At 46.4% G+C, this 11,796-nt stretch carries 10 protein-coding genes; 3 read left to right on the top strand and 7 right to left on the bottom strand.

The window, feature by feature from the left end:
- Nucleotides 1-76 precede the first annotated feature (76 nt).
- The 5 genes from D7V92_RS11320 to pheT all read right to left on the bottom strand — a co-directional run bounded on the left by D7V92_RS11320 (nt 77) and on the right by pheT (nt 6,855).
- The gene (locus tag D7V92_RS11320) at nt 77-1,483 is read right to left on the bottom strand and encodes a DUF5723 family protein (protein ID WP_005862097.1); all 1,407 of its coding nucleotides are present in this window, start codon (nt 1,481-1,483) and stop codon (nt 77-79) included.
- Nucleotides 1,484-1,519: 36 nt separating this feature from the next.
- Nucleotides 1,520-2,578: a DUF4621 domain-containing protein gene (locus tag D7V92_RS11315; RefSeq protein WP_121772901.1), complete on the bottom strand. Its 1,059-nt coding sequence runs from the start codon at nt 2,576-2,578 to the stop codon at nt 1,520-1,522.
- A gap of 132 nt (nt 2,579-2,710) precedes the next feature.
- On the bottom strand, nt 2,711-3,475 hold the full coding sequence (locus D7V92_RS11310; RefSeq protein WP_005856675.1) for a hypothetical protein: 765 nt from the start codon (nt 3,473-3,475) through the stop codon (nt 2,711-2,713).
- 146 nt (nt 3,476-3,621) lie between these two features.
- A complete protein-coding gene (locus D7V92_RS11305; RefSeq protein ID WP_005856672.1) occupies nt 3,622-4,353 on the bottom strand; it encodes a YebC/PmpR family DNA-binding transcriptional regulator in 732 nt (243 codons plus the stop codon).
- Nucleotides 4,354-4,392: 39 nt separating this feature from the next.
- Nucleotides 4,393-6,855: a phenylalanine--tRNA ligase subunit beta gene (gene pheT, locus D7V92_RS11300; RefSeq protein WP_121772900.1), complete on the bottom strand. Its 2,463-nt coding sequence runs from the start codon at nt 6,853-6,855 to the stop codon at nt 4,393-4,395.
- Between the two features lie 254 nt (nt 6,856-7,109).
- Here pheT and trmD point away from each other — a divergent pair, with 254 nt between their 5' ends.
- Nucleotides 7,110-7,784 carry a tRNA (guanosine(37)-N1)-methyltransferase TrmD gene (trmD, locus tag D7V92_RS11295; protein WP_008772076.1) on the top strand — a complete coding sequence of 225 codons (675 nt, stop codon included), beginning with the start codon at nt 7,110-7,112 and terminating at the stop codon, nt 7,782-7,784.
- An 89-nt stretch (nt 7,785-7,873) separates the two neighbouring features.
- Here the strand turns inward: trmD and D7V92_RS11290 are convergent, their stop codons facing one another.
- Nucleotides 7,874-8,827: an NAD-dependent epimerase/dehydratase family protein gene (locus D7V92_RS11290; protein WP_005856666.1), complete on the bottom strand. Its 954-nt coding sequence runs from the start codon at nt 8,825-8,827 to the stop codon at nt 7,874-7,876.
- A 179-nt stretch (nt 8,828-9,006) separates the two neighbouring features.
- Here D7V92_RS11290 and kbl point away from each other — a divergent pair, with 179 nt between their 5' ends.
- Both kbl and D7V92_RS11280 read left to right on the top strand, forming a co-directional pair.
- Nucleotides 9,007-10,197: a glycine C-acetyltransferase gene (gene kbl / locus D7V92_RS11285; protein ID WP_005856664.1), complete on the top strand. Its 1,191-nt coding sequence runs from the start codon at nt 9,007-9,009 to the stop codon at nt 10,195-10,197.
- 78 nt (nt 10,198-10,275) lie between these two features.
- Nucleotides 10,276-11,121, top strand: coding sequence for a histidinol-phosphatase (locus D7V92_RS11280; protein WP_005856662.1), 846 nt, complete (start codon nt 10,276-10,278; stop codon nt 11,119-11,121).
- On the opposite strand, the gene D7V92_RS11275 is transcribed toward D7V92_RS11280, so the two are convergent.
- Nucleotides 11,118-11,690: a cob(I)yrinic acid a,c-diamide adenosyltransferase gene (locus D7V92_RS11275; protein ID WP_022192115.1), complete on the bottom strand. Its 573-nt coding sequence runs from the start codon at nt 11,688-11,690 to the stop codon at nt 11,118-11,120. The genes D7V92_RS11280 and D7V92_RS11275 overlap by 4 nt on opposite strands.
- Between the last annotated feature and the right edge of the window lie 106 nt (nt 11,691-11,796).

Here is an 11,796-nt window from a genome sequence, read left to right as displayed (position 1 = left end):
AAGAAAAGACTGTCTGGGTATATAACCCGGACAGCCTTTTCCTTTATGATACAGACTCTATTCTGAGTATTCCCTATTAATTAGCGAATGATTTCAAAGGAACACTTACTCCCATGTAAAGATTCATGGCGTTACCGCTTACCGGTAAGCATTGTGGAGTTACCTTTGTCAACATATAATCCGATCCAATAAAGAAATTGATCCAAGACGGTGAGAAATTCAAGGCGATACCATACGTCTTGAACTTACTATGGATAAATGAGTAGCTCAGCGTAGCCTCAAACCATTTCACCGGACGGTAATTACCGGACAATGTCAGTTCCGTATAGGCTTTCGGGGAATAAAGACGAGTGCTCGACAATAAACCGATACCTAACTTGTTTTCCAGCAAACGGTACTCGCCACCGATATTGATTGTCGAACGAAGACGGGTAGTGCTTCCGGACTCACCCTCTTTCTTGAAATGAAGCAAGTTCTCGAAATCTTCCTTGATAGCGTCAAACTGATCGCCCATGCTCGGTATATCACCGTTATTCTCGCCAATAGCCAGATCAAAGCCGTTAAAGTCGAAAGTTCCATCCAACTTACCTAGCGTGCTACCTCCCTTGCTCCAGCTGATAAAACCTAAATCAAGGACAGCGGCGGATAACATGATATTCTCGGTCAATTGGTACGTAGCACCCAAGTCCACTCCCATACCGAAACCGCTAAGACCCGGAGAATCGAAATCAAAGCTATTATAATAATCACGGCCTTGCTCGTCTACTTCCATTTCCGGGACCAAGCCTTTCATATTCGTCTGCAAGGTGCCGGTAGAGGTAACTTTCCAGCTAGTCTCTCCCATCTCAGCATGCATCTGATCGATCGTAGCGTCCATAGAACCTACGCCCCATAACAATTTAACCTTACCTCCGACTGTCAACTTATCCGTGATAGGACGAGAATATCCTACACCTGTTTCCAAATAAGCCTCGGCGTACGCCCTGATATTACGAATATCATAGGTACTCTGAGATCCATTACCCTTTTTCATGAACTCGAACAATGTCTTCGGAGCACGAATATTCGCCAATCCCTTGATAGAAACATCAACCGTCCAAAATCCCTTGCCGGCGTACCAGCCACCGGATAGAACCTGCGTGCCAAAATCCATGTTTACCTGGTTCTCGTCCTTCAAGCCATTCAGGAAAGACTCGGTATTCACGGAGTTATCCATGAACGTAACGGTCTCACCATTCTTCGGATAAATAAAATTATCCACAGCTATTCCGTTCGTACCATACGAAGCGCCAACCGCGCCTAATACCGGAATGGAGACATAGCCTCTCTCGGGACGATACGCCGGATTCATCGTCGTGCGTGCCGTAGAGGATTGCATGAAGTAAGAAGTTCGTATTTGCTGGGCGGATACCGACATCCCCACAGTGGTCAATAAACATAAAGCGCACAGACCTCTCTTATACATATTATATATAGTATTCATCTTTCTTTTTCGTAATTTAAATGGTTAGTACTGGGATCAAAGAGAAATACCGCCTTCTTTCTTGAGTTTCAAGTTGAAGGTCGTTTTCTGGCCTTTCTTCAAAGCCTCGCCTTGATCTCTACCCGTTAAATGTAAATTCAGGTCTATATGACGCGCGTCCTTCATTTTCGGCATATCCTCCTTCGTGATCTCGAAGATAACCTCTCCGGATTGTCCTTTTACCTCTTGTGCCGGGAATTGGATATCTACCGGTACATTGTTCTCATCCATGATCACCATCTCGATAGACATATCGAACGGCATCTCGTTCGTAACCTCTCCATAGATCCTCGCACTTCCGTCCGAGAAAATATAGTCTACGAAATCCTCATCAAAAGCGTCCTCGATCCGCTCGACGGATACGGCGCTAAATTCCGGTGCCGGAGTCAACGGAAGCTCTACCGCATAACGTAACTCGCTCAAGGCATCCATAGGAGCGTTCGCCCATTGTTTACTATCAGTGGACAAAGACAAATGTATTTTTTGAGGAACAATCTGTACGATTCCCGGTAACTTCTCGTTCTTGACAAACTTAAAAGCATCCGTCTTCGGATCAAGAGGGCCGATCCAAATATTAGGAGACACCGTTGACAAGGTAAAATCAGAGGAAGTAGCCTCCTTTTTACTTGCGTTCTCAGCCTCGATAGACAAGCTACAATCCAAAGAGGCATTCTTTACATTCGACTTTAACGTAATGTGGGGGTTCGTTAACGCCAAAACGAAATCGCCATCGAACAAGCCACCGATATCCCCAGTCGTTATATCTTCCGAGGCGATCTCCACTTTATCAGAGGCGGCCCGTAAGCTTTTCCCCTTAATCTTCATCTCTCCATCATAGATCATGACGTAAGCCCCGTCGACTTCCCGAATGGAAGGGACTTTCTCTACATTCACAACATCATCCGACGTTACATAACCCGTACCGAGGGGAGCTACCCAAGACTCACCCATTACCGCATCGTCCGTATTGACATCGCTTAAATCATACTTACTATCCACACATGCCGCTAAACAGCAAGATGATAGCAATAGCATCACCAAATGTTTGTTTTTCATATAAAGTTATTTTTATCAAAATTATGACCCTAACAGCGCATAAAAATAAACAAAATAAATGAAAGTTTAGCCATAAAAAAAGAGTGGCATCGTATTATTAACGCCACTCTTAGCTTATACTATCTTTGACAATCAAAATATTCTTCCGCAAATACGAATCTTCATGACCGGATAAACCGTTAGCTTGTCCATGATCTTCGTAAAGGTATCATCCTCGTCTATCTCATTCAACAAGTCCTTTACATCCCCTGAATCCGTATACACCTCCGGTTTACCATGGAATTGCACACCCAGCTCAAACATCACGCCAACCCGTTTCTTAGGAACCGCACGACCGAATCCAAGACCTAGATAAGGACGAAAACCGGACACTTTCAATCCACCGGATACATTACCGTTATTATCCACCGGAATCGTATAATCACCGATAACTATGCCCGCACTTTCTCCTTGGGCGATCAGGTCTTTCAGCTTATCACTATGCCCTTCTATCTTCACCAAGGAAGAACCACCGAAATAGGCGCCGGCCGCAACGAAGAACGAAGAAGCGTGAGGAAACGGGTAAACATTCACCAACAACTGTCCGGAAGTACGTTTCAAGCTACCTTTGACATCCATGGAGTATGTATCATTATACACACCTGCTCGCGGATCGTTAACATCTACATCCACGTCCGTATTAATGCTGAAACCCGGCATAAAGGTAAGACCACCTCTCAACGCCAGATAAGGCGTAATAGGAGTAGCGACCTCCACATCTACACCCGTCAAACCAACACCCACTCCTGCCGAAACAGAATTGAAAATCCCTAACTCCTTTTGAGCTGAGATAAAATTACACGTCGCAAACATGCTCACGAACGCACAAAGAAGAAATAGTCTTTTCATTTTCACCATATAAGTTAAATTGTTATTCACCCTAGACTCACAAAAATAAATAAAAAACATGAAACATTCGTTGTAAAAAAGAAAAAGCGACATCGAATTTGCCTCGATGTCGCTTTTTTACGGATAAAGTATACTATTTTACGTATAAGCGTACGTTATTCCTCCTCAGAATCGTCTTCCTTCATATTATGGAATACGTTTTGAACGTCTTCGTCTTCCTCTAATTTCTCGATAATCTTCTCGATAGACTCACGCTGTTCCGGAGTAACCTCCTTCAAATCGTTCGGAATACGTACGAACTCACTACTCAAGATCTCGAAACCATTCTCCTCCAAATATTTCTGGATCGCCGAATTCTGCGCGAACTCACCATAAAGAACAACCTCGTCCTCGTCTTCCTCAACCTCATCTACACCGAAGTCGATCAACTCCAGCTCTAGGTCTTCTAAAGAAAGATCCTCTTTTTTAGCGATATGGAATACGCATTTATGATCGAACAAGAACTCCAAGCTACCGGATGTTCCCAGAGAACCACCGTTCTTATTGAAATAACTACGAACGTTGGCTACCGTACGAGTCGTATTATCCGTAGCGGTCTCAACGAAGATAGCGATACCGAAAGGACCATATCCCTCATAGTTCATCTCCTTATAATCCGTGAAATCCTTGGATACGGCACGTTTAATGGCACGCTCCACGTTCTCCTTCGGCATATTCTCCTTTTTGGCGTTCTGCATCAACACACGTAAACGAGGATTATTCTCAGGCTCCGGCCCACCTTGTTTTGCCGCGATCGTGATTTCCTTACCTAACTTCGTGAATACACGGGCCATATTGCCCCAACGCTTAAACTTTCTCGCTTTACGAAACTCAAACGCTCTTCCCATATGTTTATCAGTTTATCTTTATTTTATGTAATTAAATTCTTATCTCAATTGAGCACCTAGCTTTTGTTCCAGATTCGTCTGGATCTTCTTCATGATAGCGTCGATCTGCTTATCGTTCAAAGTCTTGCTCTCATCTTGCATGAAGAAGCTTACGGCATACGACTTCTTGCCCGCCGGAAGGTTCTTGCCCTCGTAAACGTCGAACAGAGATACTTCCTTCAATAGCTTGCGATCGCTATCCTTAGCGATTTTCTCAACCTCGCTAAACTGTACGCTCTTATCAAGCAACAACGCCAAGTCACGTTTAACGGCCGGGAACTTGGAAATCTCGGAGAAGGTTACTTTCGCCTTCTTGATCTCCTTCATCAATTGGGTCCACGACAACTCAGCGTAATAAACCTCCATATCAATATCCAGCATCTTACGAAGTTTCTTGCTTACGATACCCATCGTACCCAATTGACGTCCGGAACCGGTCGTGATGCTTAGGCCCGAAGAATAGATATCATTCGTCAAGTTACCGAAAATAACCCGTTTCATATCCACGCCCAAGCGGGCTAAGATATTCTCTACGTAAGCCTTCAACTCATAAACGGAAGATTTCTCGTCCGGATGCGCCCAGTTGTTCTCCACCCGGTTGCCGGCTACCCAGATGCCTAGACGGTAATCCTCGCTGAACTGCGCCAAGGTCTCATCTTCCTTCTTGTTATCGATATTATAATCATAGCAATTACCAAACTCATAGAAACGGACATTGCCATTCTTACGCTTCATGTTATGCTCGATGCTCTCCAAGCCTCCGAACAACAAGGTCTGACGCATGCAGTTCAAATCAGCGCTTAACGGGTTCATCAACATGACACAATGCGCTTCCGGATAAACAGACAGATCCGTATAATAAGCGGAGCGTGTCAAGGAATTGTTCATGATCTCGTTGAAACCACAACCGCAAAGTTGCTCCGAGATCAAGTTCTGCAATTTCCAGCTACGATCCGTAGGAGTCTGGTAACTTAAATTGGACTTCACGTTATCGCTGAACTCCACGTTATTATATCCGTAGATACGAAGAATGTCCTCGATCACGTCTACATCACGCTGCACATCGATACGATATACGGGAACATGCAAAGTCAAGCCCTCGGCAGTCTCGGATATGATCTCCATCTCAAGGCTTGCCAAGATACTTTTCACGGTTTCTACCGGAATATCCTTACCGATCAACGTATTGATCTTCTCGTAAGTCACCTCAACCGTATACGGTTCCGCCACGGTAGGATAAACATCCTGTACGGCACCCGTGATCTTACCTCCCGCCAACTCTTGTATCAACAAGGCGGCACGTTTCAATACATACATCGTATTGTTCGGATCCAAACCACGCTCGAAGCGGAAAGAAGCGTCCGTATTCAAGCCAAAACGACGAGCGGTCTTGCGAATCCACGTCGGATGAAAACAAGCGGATTCCAAGAATACGTCGGTGGTCTCCTCCGTCACGCCGGAATCCAAACCGCCGAACACGCCACCGATACACATCGGTTCCTCGACGTTACAAATCATCAAGTCACGATCGGTCAACGTACGCTCCACGCCATCCAACGTGACGAATTTCGTACCAGCCTCGGCCGCCTTGACAATCACTTTATTTCCTTTGATCTTACCCGCGTCAAAAGAGTGTAAAGGCTGCCCTAACTCATGCAGGATAAAGTTCGTTATATCCACTACGTTATTGATGGGACGAAGGCCGATCACACGCAAACGGTTTTGTAACCACTCCGGGCTCTCCTTCACCGTAACGCCCTTGATCGTAACACCGGAATAACGGGGACAAGCCTCCGTATTCTCTACCACGACCTCTACGCCCGGTGTCTCGTCGTCAATCTTGAAAGCGTCTACCGAAGGACGTCTCAATTCGGCGGGCTTGCCGTTTTGCTTCAAATAAGCGGCCAAGTCACGGGCGACACCGAAATGGGAAGTAGCGTCTACACGGTTCGGGGTGATATCCACCTCCAGCACGTAGTCGCTCTTTACATTATAATAATCTTTAGCTAACGTACCTACAACAGCATCGGCGGGAAGTACGATAATACCGTTATGGTCGGTACCGATACCGATCTCGTCCTCGGCGCAAATCATACCGTTGGACTCAACGCCACGGATCTTGGATCTCTTGATGGTAAAGCATTCGTCACCGTCGTACAGTTTCGTACCGTTCACGGCTACGACCACTTTCTGTCCGGCAGCCACGTTCGGGGCACCGCATACGATTTGTAAAGGAGCCTCGCCACCTACATTTACGGTCGTAATATGTAAATGGTCAGAATTCGGGTGTTCCTCACAAGTTAACACTTCACCGATAACCAGTCCCTCAAGTCCGCCCTTAATGGTTTGAACTTCCTCTACTCCACCGGTTTCCAAACCGATAGAGGTAAGCGCCGCAGCAACTTCTTCTGGCTCCAGATCGAAATCAAGATACTCTTTCAGCCAATTGTAAGATATATTCATCGCTATAAAATTTATTCTCTAAAGAGACGGCCTCTATTGATAGCCGCCGAATTGACGGACAAAAGTACGAATAATAATTCAAACGATACAAAAATATCCTCATGAACTTCTACGAACTCTTAACTGCGCCAACGCATGCGTTTCATTCATTCTTAATTTTCTATCACGAATCATAGATAATAGAGACTCACTTTACGATGAGTCAGAATAAAGATGTACCTTTGCGGGAGGTTTTAACGTTACAACTATTTTTTATGCGTATAGATATACTTACCGTACTTCCCGAGATGATCGAGGGGATGATTAATTGCTCTATCGTCAAGAGGGCGCAAGATAAAGGATTAGCAGAGATTCATTTACATAACCTACGGGATTACACCACTAATAAATGGAGGCGGGTGGATGATTATCCGTTCGGAGGAGAGGCCGGAATGGTGATGCAGATCGAACCGATAGACCGGGCGATCTCAGCGTTGAAAAGCGAACGGGAATATGACGAGGTAATCTATACCTCCCCGGATGGCGAGACACTCAACCAGCCCATGGCCAACAGCATGTCTTTACTAAATAATATGATTATCCTCTGCGGGCACTATAAAGGAATCGACTATCGTATCCGTGAGCATTTGATAACGAAAGAGATATCCGTAGGAGACTATGTCCTTACCGGAGGAGAGCTGGCCGCCGCTATCATAACCGACGCCGTGGTACGCTTGATACCGGGAGCGATCGGCGACGAGCAAAGCGCCCTCTCCGACTCCTTCCAAGATGACTTACTGGCCCCGCCTGTTTATACACGTCCCGCCGATTACAAAGGTTGGAAAGTACCCGAGGTACTATTATCCGGGCACCAGCGCAAGATCGAAGAATGGCGCTTGCAACAAGCCCAAGAGCGTACGGCACGCCTCCGACCGGATTTATTGAAATAGCGGCGGTAAAAAATAGAGCCGGGGATCATCCACCCCTGATGATACCCCGGCCCCTCTATCCACAAACAATCATGGCTACAACATCACTCTTATTTATTGAAACGTTCTTTCAATTTAGCTAACATGTCTTTTGTCATGGCATCCAAATCATACTCCGGCTTCCAGCCCCACTCTTGGCGGGCGCAAGTGTCATCCAAGGAGTTCGGCCACGACTCGGCGATAGCCTGACGCAAAGGATCTACCTCATACTCCATCTGGAATTCAGGCATATATTTCTTGATATTATTAAAGATGATCTCCGGATCGAAACTCATCGAGGCAATGTTAAAAGAGTTACGGTGAACGAACTTCGTAGAATCCGCCTCCATAATCTCGATAGCGGCACGCAAGCCGTCCGGCATGTACATCATATCCATGAAAGTACCGGCTGCGATCGGGCAAACGAATTTCTCGCCCTTAGCGGCCGAATAGTAAATATCGACAGCGTAATCCGTCGTACCACCACCCGGAGGTGTTACGTAAGAGATCAATCCGGGGAACCGAACCGAACGTGTGTCCACGCCGAAACGGATATTATAATAATCGCTTAACAACTCACCGGATACCTTCGTCACGCCGTACATCGTACGAGGATTACGGATCGTATCTTGAGGAGTCTTGTCTTTCGGGGTATTGTTACCGAAAACGCCAATAGAGCTCGGCGTAAATACGGCGCAGTGCATCTCACGGGCCACCTCAAGCACATTGAACAAGCCCCCCATTCCGATCTTCCACGCCAACTGAGGTTTAGCCTCGGCTACAGCCGACAAAAGAGCCGCCAAGTTGTAGATCGTATCAATATTATATTTTGATACCGTCTCAGCGATCTGCTGCTCGTTCGTGATATCCACGATAGCGGAAGGTCCCGATTCTAACAACTCGCCTTTAGGTTCCGCACCCGGGATATAACCCGCTACTATGTTCCCACCGTAGATACTTCTTAATTTCATGGTTAACTCTGATCCGATCTGACCGGTAGAACCAATTACTAATACATTCTTCATCGCGTTTAATGAGATTTAAGTTTTTTTCCGTCGGCAAAGGTATAGAGAATAAAACAGTTTAGACATGAATTTCTTCTCTTTTTTAGTATTAAAATTCAAAAAAAAAACAGACCTTTGTCTGTCGCTTTGACAACGAAGCTACTACTCACATCTAAATACTAATAAAAAACGAAGTTTTTATGTACGGAAAACTTAAAGAATTCTTGACAAATGAACTTGAAGGCATCAAAGCCGCTGGTTTATACAAGAACGAGCGTATCATTACTACGCCGCAGAGAGCCGACATCAAAGTAAATGCCGGAAGTGATGTTTTAAACTTCTGCGCCAACAACTATCTTGGCCTGTCCGATAACCAACGACTGATCAAGGCCGCGAAAGAAGCCATGGATACACACGGTTATGGCATGTCGTCCGTTCGTTTCATCTGTGGAACGCAGGATTTGCACAAGCAATTGGAAGCAGCCATCTCCGACTATTTCAAGACTGAGGACACGATCCTTTACGCCGCATGTTTCGACGCTAACGGTGGTTTGTTCGAGCCATTGTTCGGCGAGGAAGACGCTATCATCTCGGATGCCTTGAACCACGCCTCTATCATCGACGGTGTTCGTTTATGCAAGGCGAAACGTTATCGCTACGCTAACGCCGATATGGCGGACTTGGAGCGTTGCCTACAAGAGGCGCAGGCCCAACGTCACCGTATCATCGCCACGGACGGCGTGTTCTCCATGGACGGCAATGTCGCTCCGATGGACAAGATTTGCGAGCTTGCCGAGAAATATGACGCATTGGTTATGGTGGACGAGTCTCACTCTGCCGGTGTCGTAGGCCCGACGGGTCATGGCGTAGCCGAGCAGTTTGATGTTTACGGACGTGTAGATATCTTCACGGGTACGCTGGGTAAGGCGTTCGGTGGTGCCATGGGTGGCTTCACGACCGGAAAGAAGGAGATTATCGATATGTTACGCCAGCGTTCTCGCCCCTACTTGTTCTCTAACTCCGTGGCTCCGGCCATCGTAGGCGCAAGCTTGGAGATGTTCAAGATGTTGAAGGAAAGCGACGCTTTACATACGAAATTAATGAACAACGTAAGTTACTTCCGCGACAAGATGCTGGCAGCCGGTTTCGATATCAAGCCGACTCAATCCGCTATCTGTGCCGTTATGTTGTACGACGCTAAGTTGTCTCAAGATTTCGCCGCCAAGATGCAGGAAGAGGGTATTTACGTAACCGGTTTTTATTACCCGGTAGTACCGAAGGGACAAGCTCGTATCCGTGTACAATTGTCCGCCGGCCACGAGACTGAGCATTTGGACAAGGCTATCGCAGCGTTTATCAAGGTAGGAAAAGAGCTAGGCGTTATCAAATAACACCTCTCTCATTCATCATACAAGGCCACATCCGGGCAAGATGATCTGGATGTGGCTTTTTAATCACTAAGAACAATCATGCAACTCAGTAACTACCATAGTCATTGTACTTTTTGTGATGGAAGAAGTATTCCGGAGGATTTCGTGAGATTCGCCATAACACACGGGTTCCGTGCGTACGGTTTTTCCTCCCACTCGCCGCTTCCGTTCGAGACTTTCTGGAATATGTCTAAAGACGATATGCCGGAGTATCTGCAAGAGATAAAACGACTGAAACAGAAATACAGCGATCAACTGGAAATATATGCCGGTCTGGAGATTGATTATCTGGACGAGACCTATAACGCCTCGATCCCCTATTTCCAAGAGTTGCCCTTGGACTACCGGATCGGTTCCATCCATTTCCTGCCCGTATCAGAGCGTCTGGCCGAAGAGAACATGGTCTGTATAGACGGCTCATTCAGGGAATACGCCCACTCCGTGGAGCGGCATTTCGAGGGAGATGTCCGGTTGCTTGTCAAGCGTTTCTTCGATACCACGATGAAAATGATAGAGGCCGGAGGCATCGATATCGTCGGACATATCGACAAGATCTATATGAACGGACAGAAATACGAGATCTTCAATTTTGAGGAGGATTGGTATCGGAAGCCTTTTGAGGCTTGTCTGGATCTGGTTCAGGAGAAAGAATTGATGGTAGAGGTCAACACCAAGAACTGGACCAAGAAAAAAGAGCTTTATCCCCGTGTGGAATACCTATCACGGATGCGGAAAATGAATATCCCTGTCATGGTGAACTCCGATTGCCATTATCCGGATTTGGTGAACGACGGTCGCAAGGAGGTTTTTGAGTTGCTAAAGCAAGCCGGCTTCAAGTCCACCCGTGAGCTCGTGAAAGGCAAATGGCAAGATATCGCCCTCTAGGATTTATTTTTCCGCTTATACAGGAAGGATTGCCAACGTTCCTCGGCGTTCCCTTGACGAAACATGTCATAACGTGCCATCGTAAAGAACAGATCCGATAAACGATTCACGAACGCCATGATCCCGGCAGGAACCGGGTCTTTCCGATTCAATGTCCACAAGCGGCGTTCGGCCCTGCGGGTGATCGTACGGGCCAATTGGAGGTGCGCCGAAACAGGTGTGCCTCCCGGAAGGATAAAATACCCGTTATCCTCCATCTGGGCGGATAGATCATCGATATGGGACTCACAAAAGACGGTCAAATCATCGGGAAGCGGATTCGGATTCTGATCACGGATCGCCGATGGTGTCGCCACATGAGACATCACGGCCATCATCTCACGCTGTATCCTACCCAGCAACACCTGCCATTCATGATCGGGAGACAGCAACGTACGGACAATGCCGATCTCGGCGTTCAACTCATCCAACGTCCCATTCGCCTCGATACGGATGTCATCCTTATCGACACGCTCACCGCCATGTATGCCGGTTTTTCCTTTATCTCCTCCACGGGTATATATTCTCATAGGATACTCATTTTAGGACTTATGAAAAAAGACTACCATATTCCGGCGATAAACACTATAGTATTCATTTCCAAACACTACTGTGTTTATCCACGAATACTATAGT

It is taken from the genome of Parabacteroides sp. CH2-D42-20 (assembly GCF_003670185.1).
GTDB classification, from domain to species: Bacteria; Bacteroidota; Bacteroidia; order Bacteroidales; family Tannerellaceae; genus Parabacteroides; species Parabacteroides distasonis.
This window is presented reverse-complemented; position numbering and strand designations above follow the sequence as displayed.

What these genes read in the sequence shown, in the direction of transcription:
- D7V92_RS11320 (WP_005862097.1), bottom strand. Translation starts at nt 1,483, where the DNA reads ATGAATACTATATATAATATGTATAAGAGAGGTCTGTGCGCTTTATGT.
- D7V92_RS11315 (WP_121772901.1), bottom strand. Translation starts at nt 2,578, where the DNA reads ATGAAAAACAAACATTTGGTGATGCTATTGCTATCATCTTGCTGTTTA.
- D7V92_RS11310 (WP_005856675.1), bottom strand. Translation starts at nt 3,475, where the DNA reads ATGGTGAAAATGAAAAGACTATTTCTTCTTTGTGCGTTCGTGAGCATG.
- D7V92_RS11305 (WP_005856672.1), bottom strand. Translation starts at nt 4,353, where the DNA reads ATGGGAAGAGCGTTTGAGTTTCGTAAAGCGAGAAAGTTTAAGCGTTGG.
- pheT (WP_121772900.1), bottom strand. Translation starts at nt 6,855, where the DNA reads ATGAATATATCTTACAATTGGCTGAAAGAGTATCTTGATTTCGATCTG.
- trmD (WP_008772076.1), top strand. Translation starts at nt 7,110, where the DNA reads ATGCGTATAGATATACTTACCGTACTTCCCGAGATGATCGAGGGGATG.
- D7V92_RS11290 (WP_005856666.1), bottom strand. Translation starts at nt 8,827, where the DNA reads ATGAAGAATGTATTAGTAATTGGTTCTACCGGTCAGATCGGATCAGAG.
- kbl (WP_005856664.1), top strand. Translation starts at nt 9,007, where the DNA reads ATGTACGGAAAACTTAAAGAATTCTTGACAAATGAACTTGAAGGCATC.
- D7V92_RS11280 (WP_005856662.1), top strand. Translation starts at nt 10,276, where the DNA reads ATGCAACTCAGTAACTACCATAGTCATTGTACTTTTTGTGATGGAAGA.
- D7V92_RS11275 (WP_022192115.1), bottom strand. Translation starts at nt 11,690, where the DNA reads ATGAGAATATATACCCGTGGAGGAGATAAAGGAAAAACCGGCATACAT.